This window comes from Halomonas sp. A3H3, assembly GCF_000982975.1.
Taxonomy (GTDB): domain Bacteria; phylum Pseudomonadota; class Gammaproteobacteria; order Pseudomonadales; family Halomonadaceae; genus Vreelandella; species Vreelandella titanicae.
The window spans coordinates 83,816-108,719 of record NZ_HG423344.1; the positions used below are offsets into that span (position 1 = coordinate 83,816).

General features: G+C 64.0%; 37 protein-coding genes and 1 pseudogene. 23 read left to right on the plus strand and 15 right to left on the minus strand.

Translation table 11 applies throughout. The features are described from left to right. The 3 genes and pseudogenes from HALA3H3_RS27570 to HALA3H3_RS25405 form a co-directional block, all read right to left on the minus strand. A pseudogene (locus HALA3H3_RS27570) lies at window positions 1-148 on the minus strand (organoarsenical effux MFS transporter ArsJ); the annotation flags it as partial. Further along, window positions 141-1,172 carry an ArsJ-associated glyceraldehyde-3-phosphate dehydrogenase gene (locus HALA3H3_RS25400; protein WP_022524245.1) on the minus strand — a complete coding sequence of 344 codons (1,032 nt, stop codon included), beginning with the start codon at window positions 1,170-1,172 and terminating at the stop codon, window positions 141-143. The gene HALA3H3_RS25400 and the pseudogene HALA3H3_RS27570, both read right to left, overlap by 8 nt. A 30-nt stretch (window positions 1,173-1,202) precedes the next feature. After that, complete coding sequence (locus HALA3H3_RS25405) at window positions 1,203-1,628, minus strand: arsenate reductase ArsC (RefSeq protein WP_053857268.1); 426 nt, start codon at window positions 1,626-1,628, stop codon at window positions 1,203-1,205. Window positions 1,629-2,227: 599 nt separating this feature from the next. Here HALA3H3_RS25405 and HALA3H3_RS25415 point away from each other — a divergent pair. Continuing rightward, entirely contained in the window at window positions 2,228-2,977 is a 750-nt protein-coding gene (locus HALA3H3_RS25415; protein ID WP_022524248.1) for a DinB/UmuC family translesion DNA polymerase, read from the plus strand. Between the two features lie 16 nt (window positions 2,978-2,993). Here the strand turns inward: HALA3H3_RS25415 and HALA3H3_RS25420 are convergent, their stop codons facing one another. The 10 genes from HALA3H3_RS25420 to HALA3H3_RS25465 all read right to left on the minus strand — a co-directional run bounded on the left by HALA3H3_RS25420 (window position 2,994) and on the right by HALA3H3_RS25465 (window position 7,298). Next, on the minus strand, window positions 2,994-3,293 hold the full coding sequence (locus HALA3H3_RS25420; RefSeq protein ID WP_022524249.1) for a hypothetical protein: 300 nt from the start codon (window positions 3,291-3,293) through the stop codon (window positions 2,994-2,996). A gap of 6 nt (window positions 3,294-3,299) precedes the next feature. Next, window positions 3,300-3,839: a hypothetical protein gene (locus HALA3H3_RS25425; RefSeq protein WP_022524250.1), complete on the minus strand. Its 540-nt coding sequence runs from the start codon at window positions 3,837-3,839 to the stop codon at window positions 3,300-3,302. Between the two features lie 10 nt (window positions 3,840-3,849). After that, complete coding sequence (locus HALA3H3_RS25430; RefSeq protein WP_053857270.1) at window positions 3,850-4,167, minus strand: hypothetical protein; 318 nt, start codon at window positions 4,165-4,167, stop codon at window positions 3,850-3,852. A gap of 22 nt (window positions 4,168-4,189) precedes the next feature. After that, window positions 4,190-4,903 (minus strand): DUF7168 domain-containing protein, encoded by a 714-nt coding sequence (locus tag HALA3H3_RS25435; RefSeq protein WP_022524251.1) that lies wholly within the window; start codon window positions 4,901-4,903, stop codon window positions 4,190-4,192. A 31-nt stretch (window positions 4,904-4,934) separates the two neighbouring features. Further along, window positions 4,935-5,129: a hypothetical protein gene (locus HALA3H3_RS25440; RefSeq protein ID WP_022524252.1), complete on the minus strand. Its 195-nt coding sequence runs from the start codon at window positions 5,127-5,129 to the stop codon at window positions 4,935-4,937. Between the two features lie 121 nt (window positions 5,130-5,250). Continuing rightward, window positions 5,251-5,622, minus strand: coding sequence for a hypothetical protein (locus HALA3H3_RS25445; RefSeq protein WP_022524253.1), 372 nt, complete (start codon window positions 5,620-5,622; stop codon window positions 5,251-5,253). Continuing rightward, window positions 5,609-5,791 carry a hypothetical protein gene (locus HALA3H3_RS25450; RefSeq protein ID WP_022524254.1) on the minus strand — a complete coding sequence of 61 codons (183 nt, stop codon included), beginning with the start codon at window positions 5,789-5,791 and terminating at the stop codon, window positions 5,609-5,611. Before HALA3H3_RS25450 ends, HALA3H3_RS25445 begins: the two co-directional genes overlap by 14 nt. Before the next feature lie 22 nt (window positions 5,792-5,813). Beyond that, window positions 5,814-6,173, minus strand: coding sequence for a DUF5983 family protein (locus tag HALA3H3_RS25455; RefSeq protein WP_022524255.1), 360 nt, complete (start codon window positions 6,171-6,173; stop codon window positions 5,814-5,816). A gap of 349 nt (window positions 6,174-6,522) precedes the next feature. Beyond that, window positions 6,523-6,738: a hypothetical protein gene (locus HALA3H3_RS25460; RefSeq protein WP_022524256.1), complete on the minus strand. Its 216-nt coding sequence runs from the start codon at window positions 6,736-6,738 to the stop codon at window positions 6,523-6,525. A 50-nt stretch (window positions 6,739-6,788) separates the two neighbouring features. Beyond that, window positions 6,789-7,298, minus strand: a complete 510-nt coding sequence (locus HALA3H3_RS25465; protein WP_022524257.1) for a hypothetical protein — start codon at window positions 7,296-7,298, stop codon at window positions 6,789-6,791. Window positions 7,299-7,566: 268 nt separating this feature from the next. Between HALA3H3_RS25465 and HALA3H3_RS25470 the strand changes: the two genes are divergently transcribed. The 5 genes from HALA3H3_RS25470 to HALA3H3_RS25490 all read left to right on the plus strand — a co-directional run bounded on the left by HALA3H3_RS25470 (window position 7,567) and on the right by HALA3H3_RS25490 (window position 9,253). Next, entirely contained in the window at window positions 7,567-7,785 is a 219-nt protein-coding gene (locus tag HALA3H3_RS25470) for a hypothetical protein (RefSeq protein ID WP_022524258.1), read from the plus strand. Beyond that, complete coding sequence (locus HALA3H3_RS25475) at window positions 7,772-8,089, plus strand: hypothetical protein (protein WP_022524259.1); 318 nt, start codon at window positions 7,772-7,774, stop codon at window positions 8,087-8,089. The genes HALA3H3_RS25470 and HALA3H3_RS25475 overlap by 14 nt, the downstream gene beginning before the upstream one ends. Before the next feature lie 4 nt (window positions 8,090-8,093). After that, on the plus strand, window positions 8,094-8,576 hold the full coding sequence (locus HALA3H3_RS25480; RefSeq protein ID WP_053857271.1) for a PH domain-containing protein: 483 nt from the start codon (window positions 8,094-8,096) through the stop codon (window positions 8,574-8,576). 7 nt (window positions 8,577-8,583) lie between these two features. Further along, a complete protein-coding gene (locus HALA3H3_RS25485; protein WP_022524261.1) occupies window positions 8,584-8,949 on the plus strand; it encodes a hypothetical protein in 366 nt (121 codons plus the stop codon). Between the two features lie 76 nt (window positions 8,950-9,025). Further along, window positions 9,026-9,253 (plus strand): hypothetical protein, encoded by a 228-nt coding sequence (locus tag HALA3H3_RS25490; protein WP_022524262.1) that lies wholly within the window; start codon window positions 9,026-9,028, stop codon window positions 9,251-9,253. Between the two features lie 3 nt (window positions 9,254-9,256). Here the strand turns inward: HALA3H3_RS25490 and HALA3H3_RS25495 are convergent, their stop codons facing one another. After that, window positions 9,257-9,538 carry a hypothetical protein gene (locus HALA3H3_RS25495; protein ID WP_022524263.1) on the minus strand — a complete coding sequence of 94 codons (282 nt, stop codon included), beginning with the start codon at window positions 9,536-9,538 and terminating at the stop codon, window positions 9,257-9,259. A 21-nt stretch (window positions 9,539-9,559) separates the two neighbouring features. Then, window positions 9,560-9,865 carry a hypothetical protein gene (locus tag HALA3H3_RS25500; protein ID WP_022524264.1) on the minus strand — a complete coding sequence of 102 codons (306 nt, stop codon included), beginning with the start codon at window positions 9,863-9,865 and terminating at the stop codon, window positions 9,560-9,562. Window positions 9,866-9,972: 107 nt separating this feature from the next. Here HALA3H3_RS25500 and HALA3H3_RS25505 point away from each other — a divergent pair, with 107 nt between their 5' ends. From HALA3H3_RS25505 to HALA3H3_RS25585, 17 genes are all read left to right on the plus strand, one after another. Further along, on the plus strand, window positions 9,973-10,812 hold the full coding sequence (locus HALA3H3_RS25505) for a DUF4942 domain-containing protein (RefSeq protein ID WP_022524265.1): 840 nt from the start codon (window positions 9,973-9,975) through the stop codon (window positions 10,810-10,812). A 13-nt stretch (window positions 10,813-10,825) separates the two neighbouring features. Beyond that, entirely contained in the window at window positions 10,826-12,433 is a 1,608-nt protein-coding gene (locus HALA3H3_RS25510; RefSeq protein WP_022524266.1) for a DUF4942 domain-containing protein, read from the plus strand. Between the two features lie 82 nt (window positions 12,434-12,515). Beyond that, window positions 12,516-12,728, plus strand: a complete 213-nt coding sequence (locus tag HALA3H3_RS25515) for a hypothetical protein (RefSeq protein ID WP_022524267.1) — start codon at window positions 12,516-12,518, stop codon at window positions 12,726-12,728. A 169-nt stretch (window positions 12,729-12,897) separates the two neighbouring features. Then, complete coding sequence (locus tag HALA3H3_RS25520) at window positions 12,898-13,203, plus strand: hypothetical protein (protein ID WP_022524268.1); 306 nt, start codon at window positions 12,898-12,900, stop codon at window positions 13,201-13,203. Then, window positions 13,200-13,808, plus strand: coding sequence for a thioredoxin domain-containing protein (locus HALA3H3_RS25525; RefSeq protein WP_022524269.1), 609 nt, complete (start codon window positions 13,200-13,202; stop codon window positions 13,806-13,808). Before HALA3H3_RS25520 ends, HALA3H3_RS25525 begins: the two co-directional genes overlap by 4 nt. Continuing rightward, complete coding sequence (locus tag HALA3H3_RS25530) at window positions 13,808-14,452, plus strand: OmpA family protein (RefSeq protein ID WP_053857272.1); 645 nt, start codon at window positions 13,808-13,810, stop codon at window positions 14,450-14,452. The genes HALA3H3_RS25525 and HALA3H3_RS25530 overlap by 1 nt, the downstream gene beginning before the upstream one ends. Further along, window positions 14,449-15,234, plus strand: a complete 786-nt coding sequence (locus HALA3H3_RS25535; RefSeq protein ID WP_022524271.1) for a hypothetical protein — start codon at window positions 14,449-14,451, stop codon at window positions 15,232-15,234. Before HALA3H3_RS25530 ends, HALA3H3_RS25535 begins: the two co-directional genes overlap by 4 nt. 10 nt (window positions 15,235-15,244) lie before the next feature. After that, the gene (locus HALA3H3_RS25540) at window positions 15,245-15,658 is read left to right on the plus strand and encodes a lytic transglycosylase domain-containing protein (RefSeq protein WP_022524272.1); all 414 of its coding nucleotides are present in this window, start codon (window positions 15,245-15,247) and stop codon (window positions 15,656-15,658) included. Then, window positions 15,655-16,017, plus strand: coding sequence for a TrbC/VirB2 family protein (locus HALA3H3_RS25545; RefSeq protein WP_022524273.1), 363 nt, complete (start codon window positions 15,655-15,657; stop codon window positions 16,015-16,017). Before HALA3H3_RS25540 ends, HALA3H3_RS25545 begins: the two co-directional genes overlap by 4 nt. Before the next feature lie 16 nt (window positions 16,018-16,033). After that, complete coding sequence (gene traL / locus HALA3H3_RS25550) at window positions 16,034-16,327, plus strand: type IV conjugative transfer system protein TraL (RefSeq protein WP_022524274.1); 294 nt, start codon at window positions 16,034-16,036, stop codon at window positions 16,325-16,327. Further along, entirely contained in the window at window positions 16,327-16,884 is a 558-nt protein-coding gene (locus tag HALA3H3_RS25555) for a TraE/TraK family type IV conjugative transfer system protein (RefSeq protein ID WP_022524275.1), read from the plus strand. The genes traL and HALA3H3_RS25555 overlap by 1 nt, the downstream gene beginning before the upstream one ends. After that, a complete protein-coding gene (locus tag HALA3H3_RS25560; RefSeq protein WP_022524276.1) occupies window positions 16,881-17,573 on the plus strand; it encodes a TraK domain-containing protein in 693 nt (230 codons plus the stop codon). The genes HALA3H3_RS25555 and HALA3H3_RS25560 overlap by 4 nt, the downstream gene beginning before the upstream one ends. Beyond that, window positions 17,566-19,053, plus strand: a complete 1,488-nt coding sequence (locus HALA3H3_RS25565) for a TrbI/VirB10 family protein (RefSeq protein WP_022524277.1) — start codon at window positions 17,566-17,568, stop codon at window positions 19,051-19,053. Before HALA3H3_RS25560 ends, HALA3H3_RS25565 begins: the two co-directional genes overlap by 8 nt. 4 nt (window positions 19,054-19,057) lie before the next feature. Continuing rightward, the gene (locus tag HALA3H3_RS25570) at window positions 19,058-19,558 is read left to right on the plus strand and encodes a TraV family lipoprotein (protein ID WP_022524278.1); all 501 of its coding nucleotides are present in this window, start codon (window positions 19,058-19,060) and stop codon (window positions 19,556-19,558) included. Window position 19,559: 1 nt separating this feature from the next. Next, window positions 19,560-22,172 carry a TraG/VirB4 family ATPase gene (locus HALA3H3_RS25575; RefSeq protein WP_022524279.1) on the plus strand — a complete coding sequence of 871 codons (2,613 nt, stop codon included), beginning with the start codon at window positions 19,560-19,562 and terminating at the stop codon, window positions 22,170-22,172. A 9-nt stretch (window positions 22,173-22,181) separates the two neighbouring features. Next, on the plus strand, window positions 22,182-22,964 hold the full coding sequence (locus tag HALA3H3_RS25580; protein ID WP_022524280.1) for a M48 family metallopeptidase: 783 nt from the start codon (window positions 22,182-22,184) through the stop codon (window positions 22,962-22,964). After that, the coding region (locus HALA3H3_RS25585) for an HD domain-containing protein (RefSeq protein WP_158414258.1) at window positions 22,961-24,904 on the plus strand (1,944 nt) is incomplete at its 3' end. The genes HALA3H3_RS25580 and HALA3H3_RS25585, both read left to right, overlap by 4 nt.

The following is a 24,904-nucleotide window of genomic DNA, read 5'->3' on the forward strand; positions in this document are numbered from 1 at the left end:
AGTAACCCAGCTGATGGAAGTGCAACACCACCAGCATGCGTAGGGCGCCATCGGTGAGGGTGAAGGCCCAGTAGTTGCCGGTGATCAGCAGGTACTGGCGGACCTCGAAGGGCAGCGCCTTCAGACGGTTTGCCAAGCTCTCAGCCATTCCCCACCTGCTCACTCCCCACCTTGAGCGCCAGCTCGGCGGTGCGGTTGGCGTAGCCCCACTCGTTGTCGTACCAGGCGTAGAGCTTGAGCTGGGTGCCGTTGACCACCATGGTCGAGAGCGCATCGATGATCGAGCTGCGCGGGTCGGTGCGGTAGTCGATGGAGACCAGCGGGCGCTCCTCGTACCCCAGGATGCCGGCGAGCTCGCCATCGGCGGCGGCCTTGAGCGCCGTGTTGACCTCCTCTACCGTGACCTCCCGCTCGAGCTCGAAGACCATGTCGGTGAGTGAGGCGTTGGCTAGCGGCACGCGCACGGCGTGACCGTTCAGCTTGCCTTCGAGCTCCGGGAAGATGACGGTGATCGCCTTGGCGGAACCGGTGGTAGTGGGAATCAGGCTCATGCCGCAGGCGCGGGCCCGGCGCAGATCCTTGTGGGGCGCATCGAGGATGGTCTGGGTGTTGGTGATGTCATGCACCGTGGTCATGGAGCCGTGGCGAATGCCGTACGTCTCGTGGATCACCTTGACCACCGGCGCCAGGCAGTTGGTGGTGCAGCTCGCCGCGGTGACGATGCGATGGACCTCGGGGTCGTATTTGTCGTCGTTGACCCCCACCACCATGTTGAGCACGCCCTCTTCCTTCACCGGCGCGCTGACCACCACGCGCTCGACACCTTGGTCGAGGTAGGCCTGAAGCTTACCGGTGGTCTTCATCTTGCCGGAACACTCGATGGCGACCTGACAGCCGGACCAGTCGCTCTCCTCCAGGGCCTTGTTGGCGCTGAAGGGGATGCGGTGACCGTCGATGACGATGGCATCGGCTTCGGCGACGATGCCCTGCCCCGGCGACCAGTGGCCGTGGACGGAGTCGAACTCCAGCAGGTGGGCGAAGGTCGCGGCATCGCCGCCCGGGTCGTTGATACGTGAAAGTGCCACCTCGCCCGCCGCGACGCGCGCCCAGAGGCTACGCAGGACCAGGCGGCCGATACGCCCTAACCCATTGATGCCGATACGTACTGTCATGGGGACCTCTCGTGTTGAGTCGTTGGATGGTTAGCGTTGGATATCGTCCCGCGCCTTGATTTGCAGCCACAGCGAGAGGCGCTGACGAATCTCGTTGAGTGCCTGCTCGTAGGCGTCCCGGCGCTCGATCAGACGCGGATCGCGAATATCCCAGTAGAGATGCTCGTCACTGCTGCCCTGCCAGTCCCGGCACGCCTGCTGGGCCTTGTCACAGAGCACGATGACGGCATTGAAATGTTCGCCGGCGAAGTCGTCCAGCGACTTGCTGGCCAGTCCCTCGGTGGATATGCCCTGCTTCGTCAGTGTCGCCAGGGTCAGCGAATGGGGTTCATCCGGTTCGCTGCCGGCGCTGAATGCCTCGAACCGATCGCCGGCCAGATGGCGCAGCAAGGCCTCACCCATCAGCGAGCGGGCGGAGTTGGCATTGCACAGGAAGAGCACGCGCTGCTTGGTCATGGTGGTGGCCCCGAAAGCATATGAAATGTCATATATAACGCCCGCGGATGTCAAATTTGTGACAACCATGAACAAGGATGCGTGACTCTATAAATGTAGTGGGGAGATTTAACGCTTTGATAGGTGGGTGGACCTAAATCAGGGGGAAGGTCACGAGGACTTCAAGTTCTCCACCTCGAACAAGCAGTTCAACTTTCTCCAGCACATGCCTGTTGATAGCCTCATCACACGCGGGCTTGATCAAAGGAAGGGGGGCCAGTGGCTCCCCCGAAATTGAAACCGGCAACCCGCGGGACCTTTGGCAGATAGCCCGTTTCCATTCGCTGGATACGAGGCTAGCGTACTCGAAGAGCTCGAGGATGGCACGGTTGAGATCGCCTCCGCCACTCTGCGACATAGTGGGTTGAACCGGTGCTGCCACACGTCCTCGTCGAGCGGCGTACCGTATTCGTAGAACAGCAGTTAGCCACCCGGCTTGAGCACGCGATGCATCTACTCCAGCGCGTGGTGCCAGTCCGGAATCGTGCACAGGGTGTAGGTGAGCTCCACGGTGCGTCCTCGAGGCGGGCCACCCAACAACCCGGGCTCACCTGGAGCACATGCCCGTGACGGATGTGTGGGGCGTGGCGAGCCGGACAGGCGAGAAGCTGGCGCGGCTGCGTATCCACACCGCCCTGGATCTTCGCGAGGCCAACCCCAGCGAGATCCGCAGACGCTTTGGCATTGTGCTCGAGCGGACCCTATGGGAGCTGCGCGGCCAGGATGTGATCCGCCTGGATGACATCGACCAGAAACGCCAGAACATCATGACCAGCCGCACGTTCGGGAGCACCACCGGGCGCCTCGAGGATCTGCGCGAGGCGGTTCGATCGCATACGCAGGCTGGCGCCGAGAAGGTGCGCCGCCAGCAGTCCGTGGCCCGGGCCGTGATGGTGTTCCTGTCGACGCCTCGCTTTCGCAGCGACCTCCCCCAGGACTTTCCCAGCCTGACCCTCACCTTGCCGCGGCCGACCGATGACAGCCGGCTCATCGTCGCTGCGGCACAACGCGCCCTGGAGGCCATCTACCGGCCAGGACTGCTCTATGCCAAGGCAGGAGTCATGATGGTCGACCTCGTGGATCGTGAAGGCATGCAGCTCGATTGGCTCGAGGGTCAACAGACGGAAGCCGAGCGCCAGCAGTCGGCGAAGGTGATGGGCGTGATGGATGCCCTCAACCGCGAGTTCGGCCGGGGCACGGTGAGGCTTGGGGGCCGCCGTCAGGATGAGCGCTGGTGCCAGCGGCATGCACGGCAGACGCCGCGGTTTCTGACCTCATGGGATGAGCTGCCCAGCGTGAGAATGGGCTGAGACGAAGCGGAAGGCGCTACTTCGCCCTTGGCGGGGGGAGCATGCGCTGAAGCACCCTGTCGGTGAATCCAGCGTCATCCTCTGGCACGTTGCCGCCCTCCTCCTGGATGATCCAGCTGAGCGCGGCATGCAGCATGTAGGCCTGCACATGAGACGGCACCGGAAAGGTGCCAGCCCGCCATTCATAGAGCCTGTTCGGACGGTACTTGGTGCCCAGGTCGCGGTTGAGCTGGGCCAGGGCCTCCGACTTGGGGTGCGTGCCGCCAGCGGTGGCGACGTGGAGCCAGGAGTCTATGAGGTTGGAGGGCTTGGGCATCAGGGATTATCGGTTTGTGAAGAGGGAATGTAGGGCCTTGCTCAGAAAGCCTCGCTTGGGCTCACCCGGCGCTTCAGCGGGTTCCGGCGCCGCCTCGGGGACCGAGGCCGCGTCCTCAGCATCGCTCCTCAGGGTGGCCGCCTCGGGCTCACCGCGGAAGTAGTTGGCCAACGCGACCCGCTCCTCAAGATACGATGTCGAGACACTGTTGGACAGGTCCGCGGACTCTGCCGGCGTGAGCACGGCAGGAGAGCCCTCGACCTCTTCTGCGATCGCCCTCAGGCCTTCCTGGTTGAAGGGCAGCTCTGCGCCCCGGAAGATGGCCGAGAGGATGGCTTGCAGCATGCCGATGGTCGGTATCTCCTCGCCCTCTATCCCGAAGATCCAGCTGCCCTCGAGGTTGAAGAAGAACGTCCCCATGGCCTCGTCGTAGCCGGCCACGCCATGGCTGAGCCAGTCATAGAGGTCGTACCCTACGAGGTCGGTGAGGTCTTCCTGGGCCTCGGTGGGGTCGTGTAGCACCTTGAAGAAGCCGTGTCGTGACATAGGTAGTGTCCTATCCCTGTGATGGTTTGTGCTGGTCGATCCAGCAGAAGTGTTCGCTCGGCGTGAGCCACTGGCCCTGGAAGTTGATATGGCCAAGGGTCACATTGCCGAGGAGCGGATGGTCACGCCGAGCGTAGTCAGCGCAGCCTGGATTGGTGCAGTAGCAGCTCAATGGGTAGGCGACGTTGCCGCACGAGTTGCAGCGCGACACCGGGTATATCTCCAGCATGGCCTGCTGCTGCTCGAGGTCATCGTCGTAGGTGCTGCTGGGTGTGTGCGTCTTGGCACCTTGCAGCTTCTGCCGCAGTCGCTGCATAGCATCGTTCATGGTCGCGGCTTCTCCAGGCGCCCTACAGAGCGCCCTTCTCGAGGTGGATCTGTGCCGGGGCCGGTTGCGCCCCGACGCCGCGGAAGAGCTGCGCGGCCTTGCCTGCCTCGCGTCCCGAGCGGATCGCATGGATCTCCTGCTCGCTGCTGGCTGGGGGCTGCTCGCGCCACTCGGCCTTTTCCAGCTCACCGTAGGTCTTCTCCTTGAAGCGCTCGATCACGTCGCGGTCCTGCTCGCTGATCGCGATGGCCTCCACCTTGGAGCGCACGGCTTGCACCCAGGACTCGCAGAACAGGTCGCAATGGCGGCTTTTCCGACGGGGCGCCATGCGCGGGTGCAGCTCCTTCCTGTAGCGGTTGCGGTCGGCGCTGATCTGGCGGAACAGCACCTCATAGCAGTATTGGGCTGCCTGGGGCTTCTCGCCGATGCCGACGAAGACGGCCCAGTTCTGCCAGACGCCACCGAGCTTCTGGTAGCGGTTCATGACTTGCACGCCGAACACCTCGCCGATGGTGCTTCTCAGAAACACCACCCAGGCGGGCAGTGACTTCGCACGAGACGCGCCCCGCGCCTCGGCCTCGCTGACGGTGTGCAACGACAGGTCTGAAGCGGTCAGGTTGTGCTTCTCCATCAGCTTCTGGGCCTGGCGCAGCGCGGCAGCTGCTTCTGCCGGGTTGTCGCTGCTGGCGAGGTTCATGCACTTCTGGATCTTGTCCAGGACGCGGCTCGTGCTCATGTGGAAAGGCCTCCTTAGGCGTTCAACTGGCTCATTGGCTTTGGGCCATGGCGCTGGCTTCCCAGTCCGCCTCTTCCACCCACTGGTTCACTCGCTTGGCAACACTGTCCCAGCTCTCACCGTCGAGGAGTCGATCGATCGCTTGCTGTTGCTGGGCGGGCTCCAGGTGGTCGAACAGGGTATGCAGGCTCAGTTCACGGCGGGCTGCATCGGTCTTCATCGTCATGGGTCATTCCTTACGTCAGGTTGATGGAAAGGCCGAGCCCATGGGGCTCGGCAGGCCTTTCCAGCTATCCAGGGCGCGTGACCACCGGGCATGGAAAGGCCTGGAAAGCATGGAAACGTGGTCACGCCGCGTCCCAGCAGCAGGCCTCCCAGGCGTCGACCACCGAGAGGAGGACCGACGAGCAGGAGGCCTGCATGGAGGTGATGGGGAGGCGCCGGCCGGGCTCGACGGTCAGCGAGGCTGTCTCACCCGATTCGGTGGTGAGGGTCAGCGTGCCTTTGCGCTGTTGCCCGAGGGCGCCCACCAGCTCCTCGAGGCTGACTGGTTGCCGCTGCTGCCAGCCTGTTCCGAGGGTGACGCGCTCGAGCGATCCGTTGACCAGCTTGCCGATCCCTTTCGGTGTCAGCTCACTCAGCAGACGTTCCAGGATGCTCATGAGGGTCGAGGGTGCCTCGGCACAATTCGCCGAGGGGGCTTGTTCAAATGCCAGCATGGTGATGGAGGCTCCGTGTTTCCTCGCGAACCTTGGCAACCCAGTCCCAGTAGGAGAGCTGTGTGTCGCCGTTCTGGTATTCGAGCTGCCAGTCCTGACGGGGGAATTGCGGGTGCTCATGGGAAGCCTTGCGGCCTCGCAGCGGAATGTTCTGGTTGTGATCGGTCATGAGATCGCTCCGTGATGCAGAGTTACGCAGCAGCCTCGCTGCAAAACGTGGCTTTCCAGTCGTGGATGGGAAGTCCAGGAACGGGACGCGCATCGGGGTCGAGCATGAGCCACTGATGGCCAGCGCTGCGTGCTTCCTTGGCGAGGGCGCACAACACCGGCAGATCGACATGCGCGGCCTCACTCGGGTAATGCGCCGCGCAGTCCCGTGGAAAGTCGGCGGATATGACGAACCATTCTCGATGGGCGCTTGCCCCTTTGATCACGCGATTAGCCAGCAGGATGGCCACGGTTTCCGCTTCCTCTTCCGGGAGGTGGAAAGTCCTCAAGGCCACCATGCGCTGGGCCTGATTGATGTAGGCAAAAGCCAATGGAGATGCCATGCGTTCACCTGTCCGCCGAATGGATGTGGCTCTATTATAGTCCCAGATATAGGACTATGCCAAGAGCCCGAGGCGTCGATCCCGGCCCAAGGAGGGCCTGTGTCACAGCAGGGTAGGGGCGTGACCGTCACCTCAGAGGGAGTAGCGATTTCGCATGCGAAATCGGCGTGGGGTTCCCCAGGGCGGGGTGATCCAGTTCCGCATGCGAAATCAGAGCGTGGTGCTCAGGGCGGGACGCTCCCAAGCAAGAAGGCGGGGCCAACGGAAACCGGGCAGCCGCGGTGAGACGGCTGCCCGGTCAAGGTGGGTCACATTCATGGACGGCTACGCTATTGTGCCGTGTCGAGCATCACTCTCTGGCTTGTTCATCCAGAGTGTCAGAGGCAGCCGAAAGGGATGCCTCGGCCATGGCAGCCGCGTTCTCTCCGACTTCCTCGGGGCTGAGCTGGCCCCCTCCCTCGCCAAGCAGGATCGCGTGCATGGCGACCATCGTGTATGCCTCAAGCCGGGTCATATCCAGGGCAGGCTTGGTGAAACGTGAGGTGTTGAGGGTGTCATCGCCCATGATGCTCTCCTTTCAGTTTGGGGCCGCGCTGGACGCGGCCCCTAGCTCGATCAGACTTTCTCCCAATCACCCTTTGCGTTCTGGCAAGTGGTGACGTTCTGCTCGCTGTCCTCGGGGCCGCCTGTGACGCTGATCTGGTAGTCGATGCAGGTGCGACCTTCGGCGTCCACATACGGATCGCTCTTGGTGACATTCTGCTGCATGTTGGCTACGTCCTCGAACCCCACCTCGGGATCACCTTGCATGGCGGCGAAAGCCCCGCGCATCCCCTTATCGACCACGCCCAGCGCCGTTGCGCCAGCCGCGCCGTAGGCGGCACCGCTCATGCCCGCGCTGCCGCCATTGACCAGTCCACGAACGCCGCCCATTTGTCCCGCTGCCCGTGCGCCTGCGGCACTGGCGCTATTGGAGCTGCGGCCGCTGATGGCGTCGGCAACGCCGCCGATGGCATTGGCTGCGGCCCCCTGGAGGTGTCCTGCGCTTTGCGGCACGGCACAGCCTGTCGCCAGAACGAGCAGGGAAGTGGCAGCCAGACCTTGGAATGTGCGCTTGATCATCATTGTCTTCTCTCCCTTGGTTGTGATCCCGAGCAATGTGGCTCGATACTTGTAATTATACAATACGACGATTTACAGCTCAAGCCGCTGCGGCATCTTTTGAGTATCAGTATGCTTGCCTCGGGTCAGGATTTCGCATGCGAAATCGCTAAAGCGAGTGTACCGCAAGGCGTTGGTCTGATACCGCAACCGCATGGCCTGGCAAGGCGACCGCCAATGCGCCGGGTGGACTTAACTAAAAAACGTCGTATTGTATAGATAAGGCTTTATAATGGACTCTGACACGTTGATTCAGGAGGCAGAAGCCGACCTTTCCCTGCTGTCGAGGCTCGTTGTGGGACGGGCCTCAATGCAGGAGCGCAACGGGAAACTCGTGCTGGGGATCGACCAGGAGGGAGCGCGATTACTGACGATGGATCGGGTGAGGCAAGAGATCGAAAGCGCGGTTGAGCGAGTCTGGGGGCTGGAGGTCGTGTATGAGCGAGCGTAGTACCCGCCAGGCCCGGCAGTTAGTCAGGCGTCTTGCCCGAGACTGCAACCTTGAGTGGCCTGGCGGCGAGGAAAACGCCGCGCTCCTCTATGACCGCTCGACTCGCCGCTGGGAGCTGCGCTGCATCGACAGCACTCCCTCCCCCGTCATTCGTGGCCCTACCCCTCTCACACACCTGTTGCGCGATGGCTTCGTGCTGATCCGCTGGCCTGACGACCAAATTGAGCTGTTCCACGTTGAGACGGTTCATTCACAACTGCGCCACCGGCTTGAAAAAGCGGAGGTGGCCCAAGCCGGAGCATAGTTCGATGAGTACGAGCATCACCTATCGAGTCAGCCACCGTGCCTTGCTGGGCTACTGGCTGCTCATCCCCGTTGGGGCGGCGCTGTATGCTGCCCCCGACGCCCCATTCACGTTGGCCGGGGTGACCCCCGCCGCGCCGCTGACAGCCGCCCTTACCTGGGCCGGGATGGGGGTAGCCGCCTGGGGGCTGCTGAACGTGGCCTACCAGCGACTGGCTCACAAGTACGTCATCGAGTCGGATCGCGTCATAGAGCGCCATGGGATCATCGCTCGCCGCGTGACGCCGCTTCACATCCACCACATCCGCTCAACAGAGGTGAACCAGACCATCATGGGGCGGTTGCTGGGCTATGGCACCGTGGAAATGTCCGCCGCAGGCACAGGCACCAGTGAGGCCCGTTTCGATCGCGTATCGCGCCCCATGGACGTGATGGCCGCGATCGACGGTTCCGTGAGCAACAAGGCGTCCACCGCGGGAGGGGAGTAGCAAGACCATGGAAAACCTCACTTCGACCCTCGCCAGTGTGTTGATCCCCGGCCACCATGTTGCCGTTGGCGCTCCTGGAGGACAGGAAACCCTGCCCGAGCGCCAGCTACTCTCTCAGGTATTCCTGAAGGCCATTGATGACCTGAAGAGCGACAACCTCAAGCACCAGTATTCGGCGGCTGAGTTCCTGGCTGGCCCGGTGGCAGAGGAGTACATCGGCCACCTTGGGCTGCCGGAGTGGACGCCGAAGCTGGCGCTGCTGATCCACGCCCAATGCGATCTTCGCTCGTGCCTGGAAATCCCCGATGACCTGGAGGACGTACTGAGCCGCTACCGGCCCGCCGTCAGGGGTGGCAACGAAGCCTCGCTGTGACTTGCCACACGCCATGCCGCTCGGCATCCTGCGGCCTGATCACGTCAGGCTCGACTACCGAGGAGGGGATAACGGCATGGCCGACTTTCGTTCGACAAGGATTGGCGTAGCCAACGCAGCCCGCATCCTCAATGTGCGGGTTGCGGAGCTGAAGGAAGCGGTGCGTCACGACCAGCCGCTGTACGATGTTCACCTCCCCAAGCCAATCGGCTATCTGGGGGCCTCGGCCAAGGAAATGTACTTCACCGCTGGCGAGATCATGGACGCCGCAGACCAGATCGCACAGCAGCGCAAGGCCCCATAGCCATCACCTTCCAGGGTCGCGCCCGTTGTCCTCGGGCACGATGATACCGTTGAGCCTCCCTTCTGCTGGCGGTGCTGCCTGAAGTCGGCGCTCCTGAGCCGCCAGCCACCCTCGCTTCTCCTCAGCTTGCCGCTGCTCTGCCTGACGGGACGCCTGAAGGCCGACGCCTCGGGCTTGTCCCTCCAGGGCGCGAGAATCGTCATGCGCTAGAGGCTGCTCGCTCTGTGACGCTGGGCTGGCCTGCGCCAGCATGGCTATCGGCATCCATAGTGCGCCAGCCGCCATGGCTCCCAGTGCCCAGCATCCTCAGCCTGGTTTGTCGCTGGGCGACACGCTGCCCCCTTTGGCGTTGACCCACGCCTCCAGCTCGCTCGCGCAGTCGTGCGGCAATCTGACCTCGACCGTGACGAAGGCTCGATCGACCTCGGCCCGAATCCGCTTGGCGGCTTGTGAGACAGCCGCCCGGCTGATGCCGTGGCGTTGCGCGGCCTCGGCATAGGTAGCGCACACTCCTTCGATCACTTCAACGGCAGCATCACAAGCCCTTCCGCGAAGCCTTAGCCTCGCCAGAGCTGCATAGAGCTGCCCCTTGCTGATGTCCCGATCTTCCACGCGCCCTCCTTAAAAGTGTGCATTGCACGCTAAAAATGCTTGATGTAAATACTTTTAGTGTCGTAATCTGTTTACATCGTACCGACAACGCAGCGAGGCCGCTACCGATGCAGCAAGACACGACGCAGCTCCCGTCCCCCGCCCTGGGCGCCATGGATGATCTGCTGGCGCGTCGAGAAAAGGCGCTGGCGCTGGTGCAGGGTGCAGCGGCGCAACTGGCCGAGGCCGCCTCCCTCATGCCCATCAGCAGCTTCCGGTTTGCTTCCATGCTCCGGCACCTGACCTGGCACGATCTCAGCGTTCGCCCCGAGGCGTTCTGTGACCGGCTCGCCAACGAGGCGCGGCAGACCTTCGATGCCAATGGCTGGCGCTGGTTGCTCGATAGCTCCGGCCTGGGTGACGTGATGACCGCCCAGGACAAGCAGGAGGTGCAGCGCCAGCTCAATGATGACCCTCTGCCGTTGAGCCGGGAGAACGTGCAATCGACCTTTGTGGCCCTGTTCGAGACACGCCATGAGTTATTCCGGCGCGGGGTGGTCGAGCTGTTCCAGAGCCTCTGCAAGCGGTATCGCAGCCACAGTGCGTTCAAGGTCAAGCGGCGGCTGGTGGTCGAGCAAGCGTTCAGTGAGCACGGCGGCTGGCGCAGTTTCGGGAGCGCCAGGGAGCGCGTGGATGACCTGGAGCGCATCTTGCTGGTGCTGGAGGGCCTGGAGCCTTCCCAAGTGCCCCATGAACAGCGGTTGGCCCACCGCCTGCAAGAGCAGCGCCATGCCGCCTTGATGGGCGATGGCGACCGGGCGGGGGAGATGGAAACGGAGTGGCTGGTTTGTCGCTGGTTTGCGAACGGGAACCTTCACCTCTGGCTGAAGCGCCCCGACCACATTGACCGGATCAACGGCCTGATCGCGGAACACTACGGCGCCGTGCTGGCGCACGAGCGCTACTAGGGAGGACACCTACATGATTCACGAAGCTATCGACACTCGCGCCAGCACCGAATACCTGGACGACCTCGGGGAGTTCTTCGCCCCCGTCTCCACCGACCTCATTGACGGCCTCGTGGGCGAGCGCCAGACGAGGAAAGCGGAGATCGAGGGACTGGCCAACCTCGTTCTTGGCGAGGGATACAGCGCGGCCATGGGCTACTTCCTGGAGGGGAACCAGCACGACCTCTCCCGATTCGGCGGCCATCAGGTATCACGGCTGTTCGATGTCGAGGGTGCCGTGGCGGCGCTGGATGCAGACATGTGGCAGCGGACGCTGGCGCTGACTGATGTGCTCGACGTGATGCCGGCTGACCGTCGCTATGAGTGGAATGACGAGATCCGCCGCCACAAGGCCCCTGCGTTCGAGGAGGCCACGGTTCGAGCCACCCTGGAGCAACTGCTGTTGCAGCGGGCCGAGTTCTTCGCCGAGAAGGTAGATGGGGTGTTCCGCGCCCTGTCGGGCCAGCATGTCACCAACCGCCCGGAAGGGTTCAGCAAGAAGATGATCTTCGGTGGCCTGCTCGACGTGCTGGACTTCATCGACTCTCGCCGCTGCGGCTATATCCACGACCTCCGCACTGTGCTGGCGCGTTTCATGGGGCGCGAGGAGCCCTTGCCGGGGACGACCCGCAAGGCCCTGGATCTCGTGAAGCGCCGCCTTGGGGTATGGCATGACCTGGATGGTGGCGCCATCCGGCTCAAGCTCTACAAGAAAGGCACCTGCCATGTGGAGGTTCACCCGGAGCTGGCGTATCGGCTCAATGCCATTCTGGCGAGCCGGTATCCGGCTGCGATCCCGGCTGCCTTCCGCAAGCGGCCCTCTGCTGGCGCCAGCAAGAAGCACTTTGCCGCCCTTCAGATGCCCCTGCCCTCGGCAGTGATCAGCCAGATCGCCGACGCCCGCCTCAACGGCCGCAAGCTCAGCCTCTCCTGGTACACGCTCGATCAGCAGTCGAAGCGCGAGCGCCAGGCCATCGAGGAGGCCCTGGCGGGCATCGGGGGTGCCAAGGTCGATATGGCGACCTTCGAGTTCGACTATGACCCCGAGGAGGCGCTGGCGCATCTCGTGATGACCGGCTGCCTGCCTGAGCAACGCTCGCACCAGTATTACCCGACCCCGGTGAGTGTGGCCGAGGAGGCTGTGGACCTCGCCGAGATTCGCCCTCACGACAAGATCCTGGAGCCGAGTGCAGGGCAGGGCCATCTGGCTGAGTGGCTGCCACAGGCGCAGACGACCTGCGTGGAGCTGGCGGACCTTCACTGCAAGGTGCTCGCGGCCAAGGGCTACACCTGTCACCACGCGGATTTTCTGTCCTGGGCTGAAGATGGGCGCATGGCTGGCGCCTTCAACAAGGTCGTCATGAACCCGCCCTTCAGCCAGGGTCGTGCGGCCCTGCACCTTGCCGCTGCGGCGAAGTGTGTCGCCCCAGGCGGCCGCCTGGTGGCCGTGCTCCCCGGCTCCCTGCGCGGCAAGGACGTGCTGCCGGGCTGGGACGTGTCCTGGTCAGCGCCTCGGCAGGGGGAGTTCGCGGGAACCGGCGTGACGGTCGTGCTCCTGGTGGCCAACCGCCCAGCCGTCTAACTGGCTGGCGCGGGCTGCCCGCTCGCGCCAGCTCAGGCCCTTGGGATAGCATCGCAAGGCGCGAGACAGGAATGGTGATCGCATGGATCGTACTTGCCGAGAGGCGTATCAGTTATCGCATGAGCTGTACCGGACGCTGGGTAACTACCAGCCGTCCCCCTACGCTCCTTGGACGGCAGAAGACCTGGCCTGGTTGGCTGGCGCTGATGATGCGTCAGGCTGCTACCCCGATCGCGCCACCCCGGCGCCGGCCCCAACGACGCCGGCCCCCACCGACCAACTCGCCCTGTTCTGACCCCGCGCCAGCAGGCGCTCCTCCCTTGCCGCAGAGCGCGTGATGACCGCGCATCTAACGCCGATCGAAAAAAATCGCCCTCCCCCGCCATTTAGTGTCAGTGGCCGCCCTATCAGTCAGCGAGGCCCATTCGGGCACCTGATGAGAGAGCACCGCTGGGAGGCGGAATATGATGGGAGTTCGTGGTAGCACGCTGATCGGCGTGGCCATTCTTGTATGGGTCGCATGGATCGTCCTGGCGACCGACTCAGAAGCTCGTATTGAGCGCACCTGCCAGCCCGTTCTGTGGTTCGGCAATGTGGCAACGTCCCTCACACAGCTGACCTTCAATGAATATCAGGACTCGGTGCAGGAGAGCTTCGAGTCTGCCGACTATGCCTGCCGCTTTACCGTGTGGCGCCTGCTGCACGAAGACGCCTGGATTGAGAGCCAGCAAGGCACCGATCCCGAGGCGCAGACCGGGGAGGGCGAATGATGTTCGCACCCCGTCGATTCCCCGCTCTGTTTCGCACACTGGCCACCACCCTGCTCGCCGTGGGGGTCAGTGCTGGCGCGACGGCTGCTGAACCGCGCCCTGTCGCGCTGGTCGAGTTCGCCAGCTTCGATTGCCAGTTCTGCCAGGCGATGAATGCTCACCACCCGGCGATCGAGGCGGCCGCCGAAGACGCCGAGCTTGAGTACCGCTACGCCCCTCTCCCCTCCCATACAAGCCTCGAGCGTGCCTGGCGCGAGCGCACCTATTACGCCTCCCGTGAGATCCCGGGGATCGCTGAGGAGGTCCGTGAGGCGTTCCTGACAGCCGGGAAAACTGGCGTCCCTCTCGAAAACCTCGATGAGGTGCTGGCGCTTCTCGAGCTTCACGTTCCCCAAGTCCGCTGGAACCAATTTTCTGAAGACCGCATTCAGGACCGCAGCTCAGTAGAGGCCATTGAGCGGGCCATCCGGCTTGCTCAGCGGGCCGAGCTGCGGGAGTACCCAGCCTTTGCTGTCGTCTCTCGCTCCGGTGTCGAGCTGCTGAGCCTGACTGGCGACGTGGATGAGAAGGCCGAGGCGGTAATCAAGTATCTGGAGAACCTTTGATGTCCTTGCGAAACCCCGTGCTGGCCGCCTCGCTCGTGGCCACCCTCGCTGGCTGTGTGGCCCAGCCACCGGCTGAGGAGCCCAAGCGCTGGGAGGTGTTGCCTGACGCCTACAACACCCTGACCAGCCGTTATGTCCTGGTCCCGGGCTATGAGCACCTGGGTGTCTACGCCAACCGTACCTACAACTGGTACTACGGTGCCGGAAAAGGCCTGGAGCGGTATGCCCAGGGCGGCACCATCTACGACGAGGCGTACTGGCAGGCCCGCTACGCGGCCATGCCGGATGAGTACAAGGACGCCCTGGATGGCGTGCCGCTGGCGCGATTCCACTTCGAGTTCGACTCCACCGCCCTGACCCCGGCCTCCCAGCGAGAGCTTGCGTCCTTCCTGGATGGGGAGGCGCTGACCGGGCGCGTGCTCGTGGTCGGGTACACCGACCATATCGGACCCGAGACCTACAACGGTCCCCTCTCCCAACGCCGAGCCGATGCGATCGCTAGTGAGCTTCGCAAGGCCTGGCCTGATGCCCGCTTCCTGACGGAAGGGCATGGCACCTACCCCAAGCTGGTTGACGGCACGACCGATACAGCGCGGGCGGCCAACCGTCGCGCCGAGATTTTTCACCTGGAGGCAGATCAATGAACGTCTTTATCGCCCACGCCCAGATCCTCCGTAAGGAGCCGCCCAAGGAGCCCGGTCGCTCCGGCCTGATGGTCCTGAAGGTCGGCAAGAACAAGCGCACCACCGATGCGCTGATCCAGTCCGTGAACCAGATCATCGTGCGTATTCCGGGGCACCTGTCCGACCGTGCGGCCAAGCTGCCGGTGGATTCCTACATCGAGATATTCGGCCATGTCGGCGGCATTGTTCGTCGCTCCCAGGTTTCCGGCGAGCAACACCTGAGCGCTGAGCTGGTGGCCAACAACATCCAGCCGGCCACGCCGATGATCGAGGGCAACATCGAGAAGCACCTGTTCAACCGCTTCATCGCGGTGGGCCTGCTGCGCGGCGTGAAGAGCCCGGAGAAGGAGGGACCGCCCTCCACCGCCTACCTCCAGATTGGACCGGATCGCCCGGACCTGGGCCGCTCGTTCCAGCATACCGGCGTGATCGGCATGGCGGCCTTTGGCCGTGTGGTCGACCGCCTCGCGGAGTATTCGGCCGGCACAGCCCTGCATGTCGAGGGTCGCGTCACCGGCCTGCTGCGCAAGATCCCCAAGCCAGGCGCCGAGGGCGGGTTCGAGGAGAGCCTGGAAGTCGGCCTGGTGATGGATCGGGTCACCCCAACTGCGATGGTCGCCGAACGCATGCTGACGCCCTTCGAGGCGCCCAAGCCGGCCGCCGAGCGGCAGGACACCACCCCGCAGTCCAGCGCCGAAAGCGAGCGCCAGTCGGCGACGGCTGCTGATCAGGCTCAGAGCTAGGAGGTCGTCAGTGTTCGCCCTACCCGATTGTGCCGTTGAGATCGCCGCCTACTACGAGGTGCCCATCCAGGTAGTCGCAGCTGTCCGCCAGCAAGAAAGCGGAAGCCGCGGCCAAGCAGTCGGCCGTATCGGGCCGAACAAGAACGGCACCTATGACCTCGGTGCCATGCAGATCAATACATGGTGGCTCGATCCAGAGACCAACCGGAATCACCTCCAGCAGTGGGGGATTACCGAGCAGGAGCTGCTGGAAAACGAGTGTACGAACATCGCCGTTGGAACGTGGATTCTCTACGAGAACATCACGCGCTATGGCGACTGGGAGGCGGCCTTGGCCGCTTACAACGCAGGGTCACCGGAGAGCCCGGTAGGCCAGCAATACGCAAACCAAGTCCTTGCGACACTAGGAGATCAGTACCAATGACTACTTCCGTCGAGATCCGCGACACCAAGCCCAGCAAGTTCGCCCAGCTGCGCGAGTCGCTGACGACCAACAAGAAGCGCATCGGGGAGCGTTCCCTGCTGGTGGCCACCACGCTTTTCATGGCCATGCCCGCCTGGGCGCAGTCCACCGAGTTCCAGGACTTCGCCGACAAGGTGGAGGAGCTGGCGCATGGCCCGTTCGGTATCGGCATCTCCATCCTCGCGCTGATCATCGGCTGCCTGGTGGGCCTCGGTCGCCAGTCCGCAGCTCCCGCCTTCCTTGGCCTGGGGATTGCCGGCGCCTTCGCTGTCGGCCCCTTCATGATCAAGGAAATCTTCAGCTGGTTCTCAGGCACCTGAGAAGGAGTAACGGGTCATGTCCAACGAGTCCTACCGGATTCCACAAGATGTCGACGCGCCAATCCCCATCTTCGCGTGGGAAATGACCGAGGTGGTCGTGGCCATCATGGTCATCGGCGTGGGGATCATCATGCGGTTCTTCATCCCGGGCCTGGTGGCCGGGATCTTGCTCATGATGGCGGCCAAGAAGATGCGTGCCGGCCAGAAGCGGGGGCAGGTTCAGCACGTCTTGTGGCGCATGGGGCTGCGGCTTGACCCGTTACTTGGCAAGTACGCCCCCCGTCCCATGCGCCTGGAGTACATCCGCTGATGAAATACCTCAACGCACTCCGTAATCAGTGGATCGCGGCCCGGGGCTGGATGTTCTGCACCCTGCTCCTGGCTGGGCTGCTGATCTACGTCATGCAGAGCTATGTGCAGCTGAGTGCCAACATGCCCACCCGGCTGGTCCCCTATGACCTGCACCTCATGGAGGGGCCGGTCGAGGTGGGCGCCAGCGCCGGCTACACCGATGAGGACTACCTCACCGAGATAGCCGTGGCTGACACCCAGCTGCACAGCACCTGGACCCCGAACAACGTCGAGAGCCAGTACGCACGCTTCCAGAACCGGATGACCCCGGCCCTGTACGCGAAGGTCGGCAACGACCTTCAGGGCCGCCTACCGGATCTGGAAAACTCCGAACGCTCGCAGGCGTTGTTCGTAGAGCACACCGAGGCCCTGGAAGACACCGTTCGGGTCACAGGACGGCTTCGCGCCTGGATCGGCAGCGAGCAGGTTGAAGACCGGCCGATTGCCTACCGGGTCCGCTACGCCTTCAGCGATGGCGTGCCCTACGTCGCTGGTTTCTCTGTGGAGGAAGAATGAACAAGCCCAAGATGCTGGGGCTGATCGCGGCGGCGGCCATGGTCGCCGCCCCCTTCGCCAGCGCCAGCGATGAAGTCCAGACGGTGGCTGTGTCCACTGATGCCTATAACCGGCTCGTGTTCCCCGAGCCGTACTCGCAGATCGTGATTCCCCCGGAAGCCGAGCTGCGCGATAACCCCGTGCCCACCGATGGTAAGCGGGGCCTGTTGATTCGACCGGCTGAGGATGCAGAGCCCTTCTCTGTCTTCATTCAGCTGAAGAGCGGCGAGGCTTTCACTGTGAAGCTGGCGCCGGAAGCTGACATCGAAGCTCAGGTGTTCCGCTACCGGAATGCCCCTGACCTCTCTGAAAAGCCCGAGCAGGAAAGTCGGCCCAAGGATCGCTGGATAGCCGACACCATCCTGTCCGCCTTCCAGGGTGACCGCCCTGCCGGGTTCGAGCCATCGGGTCGCCCGTCCAGCGCCCGCATGGAAATGCCCAATGGCGGCACCCTCAAGCTCACCGCCCAGGACCAATACCGTGGCTCCGGCCATGTGGTGAATGTCTATGTCCTGTCGGCGGATACCTCCGTGGAGGTCGAGCCTCGAGACTTCTACCGGGCCGGCGTCGTGGCCATCTCCCTGGATGGGGATGTGGTGAGCGAGCGCCAGCACCCTCGGATGATCGTCGTGGAGGTGGACCGTGGCTGAAGAGCAAGGCAAACAGCAGCCCGAGGAAGCCGGTGGCGGCAAAGCCTCTACCGTCTCCAAGGCCAAGTCCAAGATCGTGTCTCAAGGCCTGCTGGAGCGGGCGCAGACGCGCAAGTGGCTCCTCTATGGAGGGGCTGCCTGTCTGGTGGTGTGGCTGGTGGCCAGTAAGGCGATCAGCGAGCGGAACAGTGATGATGACCGTGCCCCGCCGCCTCCCGAGTTCGTAGACACCTCGCCGAATACTCGCGAGGGCGAGGAAATCACGATCGCTCGGCTTCAGCGCCAGCTCCGAGACGCCAATGAGCAGATTGCCCAGCAACGTGAGCGCCAGGAGCAGCGTGACGAAGAGTTCATGGAGCAGCTGGAGTCGATCAAGTCCTCGATGGAGACCGAGCGCGAGGCGATGCAGACCACCATGGCTGAGCTGCGCGAGAGCCTGGTGAATGCCTCGGACAGCGACGGCGATGCTGGGGTGCGGATTGGCACCGGGTCGCGTGACAACGACAGCGATGCCAGCCGCTCCCCGACTGATTACCTCCGGCCGCCGCGGGGCGATGATCCCGGTGTGGTGCCACCGCCCCCGCTGGCGCGTCGTGACAGCGACCCAGGCCGAGGCAACCTGCCCCCGCGCCAGCAGACCTCCTCCGGTTCGAGCGGTGGGGTCATCCCCTCGCAGCTGCCCCAGCTCCGGCAGCCCGATGAGCCTGCTGAACCCATCGTGCTCGATGGCTCGAGCGGTGAGTCCAATGCCCGGATCATCCGCAACGAGGAAGTCGCTCAAGAGGACGACGAAGAGGATATGGGGCCGCCGAAGGCTGGGTTCCTCCCGATGGGCTCGTTCTCCGAGGTCGCGATGCTGACCGGCGCCGATTTCGGTGCCGCCGAACGGACGCGCAACAACCCGCAGCCGGTGCTCTTCCGCATCCAGAACGATGCCTTCCTCCCGGGTAGTGCCCGGTATCGCCTCGCCGACTGCTTTGGCATGGGCGGTGGCTACGGGGATCTCTCCAGCGAGCGGGCGCACATCAATGTCACCCGGATCTCCTGCGTCGACACCAAGACCGGGATGATGCTCGAGTCCCCCATCAATGGGTACATCGTGGACTCCGATGGCCGCCTGGGGCTGCGCGGCAATGTTGAGCGTCGTGCTGGCGCCTTGCTGGGCAAGGCCATGCTGGCTGGTTTCGCCGAAGGCGCCAGCAGCCTCGCGGCGACCGCTGCCCAGGGGGCAGAGCAGGCCGTGACCGGCAGTGGCGTGGTGACCACCGTTGACCCCGATAGCGTTGGCGAGGTGGGCCTGTACGGCGGGGCTGGTCGTGCCATGGAGATCCTGGCCGAGCGCTACATCGAAGAAGCCGAATCCATGTTCCCGGTGATCGAGGTTCCCTCTGGCCGCCGTGGGACCGTTGTGATCCAGGAAGGTCAGCAGCTTGAGTGGGAAGCCTACGAGCTGGCCGACAAGATGCCGACCCAGGAGTAACCCGATGATGACCAAGAAGCTGTTGATCCCCCTGGGCGCCCTGCTGTTCCTCGGCGGCTGCGCCACCGTCCAACATGACTGCGATCTCGGCGAAGAGTGCGTGGGCACCAGCGATGTCTACACCGCTGCGGTGGCCAATGAGGGCTCAAGCGAGTCGGTGATGGAGGGCGTGGAGCCCGCTTCCGAGGCTGAGGAGGAGCAAATCGAGCAGTGGCGCCCCTACAGCGGGGGCGGTCTCACTGACCAGCCGGTATACCAACCGGGCAAGCCCGTGCGTATCTGGGTGGCCCCGTGGCGCGGTGACGATGGGATTCTCCGCTCAGGGGAATACCTCTACGTCACCCTTCCCGATTCATGGCGCTATGGCGAGCTGCGCGAGCAGGGCGTCGGCGCCGGCATGATCGGGCCTGCGCCAGGCGAGCTGCACATTGCACCTGCGGGGCGCGGCCGTCAGCCGAACCCGAACCGCATCCAGCCGCAAATGCAGATCGTCCCGGAGGAGTGAGATGAAGATCACTGCGATGACCCGCATGCGGCACCAGTTGCGCCGCATGATTCAGCAGGGGGCACCGGACTACGGAGACCGGGCTCTCCCTCTCCAGGCGGCCGAGGCGCTGACTGAGCGGGATGACCCGGCCACCCTGCTGCCCTACCTCGACTACGAGGATGGCTACTGTGTCAGGGATGATGGCAAGCACCCCCAGCTGGGGTTTGGCATCCAGTTCTCCCCGCTCATGGTCGCCGGCAAGGATATCGAGGAGCAGATCGAGTCGCTGATTACCCGGGCGCCAGCTGACACGGTGATTCAGTTCGTCGCGCACAGCTCCCCGGCGATCGAGGACCGCATCCAGACCTGGGAGGCCCGGCGCCTGCGCTACTGCAAAGACCCCATGCTCAAGGAGCTGGTGGAGCGCCGGAGCCAGCATATGCTCGATGCTGCGGCCAACAACAAGAGCCTGCTGCCGAACGAGCGCCTGTACCCTCGCGAGGTTCATTACTTCGCCTTCTTCACGATGACCTTCGACGGTGACCCGGAGCACGCTGAGGAGATCCGTTCATGGCGCCACATGTGCGACGAGTTTCGCCAGTCGGTGCAGGGGGCCTTCGCCTCGATGGGCCTTGGCCCCGCGCTGATGAATGAGCTGGGCGCCCGGCGAGTGCTGCGCCGGATAGCCAATCCGCAGATGGTGCCTGGTGAGCTTCAGCGCCTCGAGGAGGAAGGTGGGAGCTTTGTCGACTCAATTTTCGACAAGCGTACCCGCGTCCGCGTGAAGTCCTCGGGTGCCATCCAGTTCAGCGATGACGAGCGCGAAGTCGACGTGGTGCCGATCACCATCGACACCTACCCGGACTACCTGCGGCTCTACATGACGGGTGACCTCCTGGGCGAGCTGAAGTCGGCCACCGACCGGATCGCGCCGGCTTACTGGATGCACACCACGATCTACAAGCCGTCGACCGAGAAGGCGCGGAACGACATCACCATGCGCATGGGGATGATCTCCAAGCAGTGCATGAGCGATTCCGAGTGGTACAAGGGCATGATGCCCCACCTGTTCACTCGGCGCCGGGACACCCAGCAGCTGCTCAACGACACCCGCTCGAGTTACTGCCCGGTGCGCATGTGGTCCGGGATCAACATCATCACCGAGCCAGAGCGTGCGGCCTCAGATGCCGACTACGTTACCTCTCTGTGGCGGAAGGCAGGGTTCCGGGCGTCCCGCGAGCGCTACATCACCCTGCCGATCTGGCTGTCCTCGCTGCCCTGGGGCTATAACCCGCGCATGGACAAGCCGACCTCGGGCCTCCAGCGGGCACAGATGGTCTCGAGCCTCAACGGGGCCTGTGCGTCGATCTGCCAGGGCGACTGGGGCGGCAATGGTCCGGTGGTCCGCAAAGACCCTCAGGGCAACCCGTACCTCTATGCCAACGGCCTGCTCCTGGTCTCGCGCCGGGGGCAAATGTCGTGCATCGACATTTTCGACTCGGCGACCTCCTACAACTTCTCGGTCATCGCGACCTCGGGGGCGGGCAAGTCATTCCTCGCCAACGAGTTCGTCACCGACATGCGTTGTCGGGATGGTGTGGTGCGGATCATCGACGTGGGCGGCTCCTACAAGGAGCTGTGCGAGCTGCTGGGCGGCCAGGAGCTGCGCTTCGACCCCAACTACCCGGTGTCCCTCAACCCCTTCTGGGGCATCCGCGGCAAGCAGCGCTACGACGATGATGATGGGGGGAGCGAGATCGCCGAGATGATCCCGGTCCTCAAGGACGCTATCTCGCAGATGGCCTTCCCGCTTGGGGAGCCGGACAACTACGAGTACCAGCTGATCGAGAAAGCCATCCTGGAGAGCCATGACGCGCATGGTGAGGTCATGGAGACCCAGCACGTCTACCAGTGGCTGGCGAAGCGGGCAGATAGCGATCCGGTGGCCAAGAACATCGCGTTGCAGCTGGAGCCCTATGCGGTCGGCCGCCACGCTGCCTGGTTCAACGGCGAGCCGCAGCTGGACCTCTCCAACGAGTTCACGATCCTCGAGCTGGAAGAGCTAAACGTCGACCGCGAGCTGCGCAACGTGGTGATGACGCTGCTGATGGCGCGGACCACCCGGGACATGTACCTGCGCCCCCGCAACATCCCCAAGATGATGCTGATCGATGAGGCCTGGGATCTGCTGGCGGACCCCAAGAGCGGCAAGTTCATCGAGACCGCTTTCCGCCGTATCCGTAAGTATTACGGCAGCGCCGGCTTCATCACCCAGGGCTTCAAGGACACCGACCTCTCGCCGGCTGCCCAGGCTGCCTTCGATAACGCGCCCTGGACGTTTGTGCTCAAGCAGTCCGGCCCGTCACTGGACTATGCCGAGAAGAACGGCAAGCTGGGCGGCGAGGACGAGTTCCTGTTCGACATGCTGCGTGGCGTGAAGCCCGGGGCGGGCTACTCCGAGGTGTTCGTCAAGCACGAGAGCGGCGGTGGTCTCTTCAGGTTCGTGGTCGACCCCTACTCGTACTTCCTCTACTCGACCAACCCGAAGGATCAGGCTCGCTTGATGAAGCTCACCGAGGCGGGCCACAGCACTCAGGAAGCCATCCGCATGCTCGCCGAAGGGCGAGGGTAGGGTTGGCTGGTGCTGGCGCTTCTATCCGCCCTGTCGGCCTGTCTCGCTGGGGCGGTGGGCTACTCGGTCATGGTGGTGCTGCCTGTGGTGGTGTTCATCGGGGCGCCTCTGGAGCTGCTGCGTCCACCGGGCGAGATGGCCGTCTCGCACACCCTGGCCCAAGGCACCATTCTGGCGGGAGCCGCCGTCTCCATCCTCGCTTGGCTAGGGTATCGGCTGGCGCCAGCCAGCTACCGGGTCGGCCGCCTGTTCCCCGGGGCTCGCGAGCTGGCTGATCGCGTCTGGGTCTACGAGTCCCCTGCCCTTCAGGCCTATGCCATGCCCAGCCCCACGGGTGGCGTGGTCGTCCTGACGCGGGCTGCCCTGAACCTCCCCAAGGCAGAGCTTGACTGGCTGCTGGCGCATGAGCGATCGCACCTGCGCCGGGGGGATGCCTCGGCCAACCTCTGGTGGTGGACCCAGCACCTCATCCTGCGGTTGGCACTCCGCGTGGCCCTGGTGATTCACACGCTGCTGCGTCCCGTACCTGTCCTGGGGCTGGTCAGCCGCCTCTATTACAACGTCGCCTTCCTGGGGTTGCGGCTGGCGCTGTGGCTGTTCAAGGCGCTGGACCGGCACCTGGGCCGCCTCATGGAGTATCGCGCCGACAGCGATGCCGCACGCGCCACCACGGCGGTGGCCGGCTGCTATCTCCTGAGCCGCCTGCCTGCTGGCCTCGAACCCAGCTGGGGGCTTTTCTCCACTCACCCGCCCACCTATCGGCGGATTCGGCGTCTGGAGCGCATGATATGAGCCTGATGGGCTATCGCTCGACTCTCCTGCGATCCGTCATTGCCCTGACGGTCTTCTACAGCCTCGCTGGCATGGTGGCCTTCTACGCCATGGGGCCAGAAGCGCTCCAGGCGTGGCTGGAGGCTCGTGGTTTCTGGGATGCGGACAGGGGCGACATCAATCCCGCGAACGCCGCCTCAGCCGCCACAGAGGCGGTGGTGGCCAGGGCCGATGCTGTCTGGCCCTGGCTGGTTGGCGGCATGGGCGTGGGGACGCTGATCGTCCTCATGGTGGTGTTGGTCGGCCGGGTCGTGCGTCGTTATCGAGCGAAGTCCCGTGGCGAGTTTCGTGGCATGGATCTCACCATCACATCCATGCCCACACCGGACCCGGTGAAGTTCAAGCCGATCAAGGCACAGCTGGCGGGTGACGTGCCCCGCCATCATCTCCCGCTGATTCACCAGCTGCTGGGCTACCTGCAAGCACACCCTGACGCCTACTGCGGGGATGGCCATGGGACGACGCTGCTCGAGCACCACCTCGGCGTCATAGATCAGGCCTTCGATTACGAAGGGGCCGACCCTCTTCTGCCCCTTGCTGCGGCAGCGCACGACATCGGCAAGACGATTTCGCATGCGAAACTGGACGGCGAATGGGTACGGCTCTCCCCTCACGACAAGGAGGGTGGTCGACTCCTGCCGAAGTTTCCCGCCTGGTGGGAGCTGCCTGATGATGAACGGGCGATCCTGCTGCTGGCGGTCAAGTACGAGCACTCGCCCTCCAAGATGCCGCGCACCTTCCCAGGGCTCACCGACAAAGGCCTGCGTCGAGCGAGCACTCTCCTCCAGCAGCTACGGGAGATCGATGGGCTCACGACGCGCACCGAGAAGAGCCAGGTTCTGGAGTCAGTGGATGTGGAGGAGCTGGCGATCGATGCCTTCCTGCGCGTCATCCCCCTGGTGCCATATCAGGTCAAGGGCCTGGCCAAGGGGGTAAAGGCGGCGGGCTTTCGGGTGGGCGATCGCCTGTACCTGTCCGAGCCGATGATCCGTGAAGCCGCCCTGACCAAACTGGGGCAGGGTGTAGCTGAGGCGCTTGGCGGCGGCTATCGCGCCCCTGGCAAGACTGGCCAGTTCACACAGATCCTCTTGAAGGCGCTCCATGATCGCGGGTGGCTGGTGACCGAAGCTGAGGGCGTGCCGGAAGGCAGTGAGACAAGCAAGACGTGGACGCTACCAGCTGATCAGGCGCTGTGGCGCGTGCGATCCGGCATCATTGAGTTCCGAGGCATGATCGCCGTCGAGCTTCCTGAGGAGCATCACGGGCTGTATCCGCGGGAGACTGCCTATGAGGTGACGGTGCTCGGCCCGCTGCGCACCAGTGCTGGCAGTGGCGTCGTACCGACCAAGGACAGCGGAAAGCGTGAAGAGCGAGCCGAGATTCCCAAGGGCATCCCTGCCTCCGAGGTATGCGAGGTCAGCCTCTTCGCCGGTTCACAACCTGGAGGCGATGCCGGGAAGGTGGAGCCGCCAGCTGCCGGTGGGGATGTTGCACCGAAAGGCGAGGAGCCTGCACCGAGCAAGGCCCAGAAGGACAGCCCGCCTTGGCTGCTCGAGGATGGTGACAGCGCCAGCACGGCGTCAGTCAGCGGTGGGGACACTGCACCGATGGACGAGCCCGTAGGTGGGGATGCTGCACCGAAAGGAGGGGAAGCCGCTGGCGCTGGCGTTGTCCCGGCCCAGGATGAGGCCTCGAAAAGTGACGTGTCATGGCTGCTGGATGATGGTTTCGAGGATGCCGCGCCGCCAGTCAGCGGTGGGGATACTGCACCGAAGGACGATCCAATAGGTGGGAACGCTGCACCGAAAGAGGCTGCGGCAGCCGGTGGGAACGCTGCACCGAAGGACGACCCGATAGGTGGGGATGTTGCACCGAAAGGCGAGCAGGCCGCCGACGCGGCC